General features: G+C 50.8%; 1 rRNA gene (cut by a window edge). It reads right to left on the bottom strand.

Annotated elements, in window-relative coordinates:
* Positions 1-508, bottom strand: a 23S ribosomal RNA gene (locus IEX94_RS19490) (its annotated part continues 378 nt past the right edge of the window); the annotation flags it as partial.

Genomic DNA, 508 nt, shown 5'->3' with positions numbered 1-508 from the left:
TCTTTAAATGATGGCTGCTTCTAAGCCAACATCCTGGCTGTCTGAGCCTTCCCACATCGTTTCCCACTTAGTAGTAATTTGGGACCTTAGCTGGCGGTCTGGGTTGTTTCCCTCTCCACGACGGACGTTAGCACCCGCCGTGTGTCTCCCGGATAGTACTTACTGGTATTCGGAGTTTGCAAAGGGTTGGTAAGTCGGGATGACCCCCTAGCCTTAACAGTGCTCTACCCCCAGTAGTATTCGTCCGAGGCGCTACCTAAATAGCTTTCGGGGAGAACCAGCTATCTCCAGGTTTGATTGGCCTTTCACCCCTAGCCACAAGTCATCCGCTAATTTTTCAACATTAGTCGGTTCGGTCCTCCAGTTGATGTTACTCAACCTTCAACCTGCCCATGGCTAGATCACCTGGTTTCGGGTCTATATCCAGAGACTGAACGCCCAGTTAAGACTCGGTTTCCCTACGGCTCCCCTAGATGGTTAACCTTGCCACTGAATATAAGTCGCTGAC

This window comes from Oceanobacillus indicireducens (assembly GCF_014647195.1).
Taxonomy (GTDB): domain Bacteria; phylum Bacillota; class Bacilli; order Bacillales; family Amphibacillaceae; genus Oceanobacillus; species Oceanobacillus indicireducens.
This window is presented reverse-complemented; position numbering and strand designations above follow the sequence as displayed.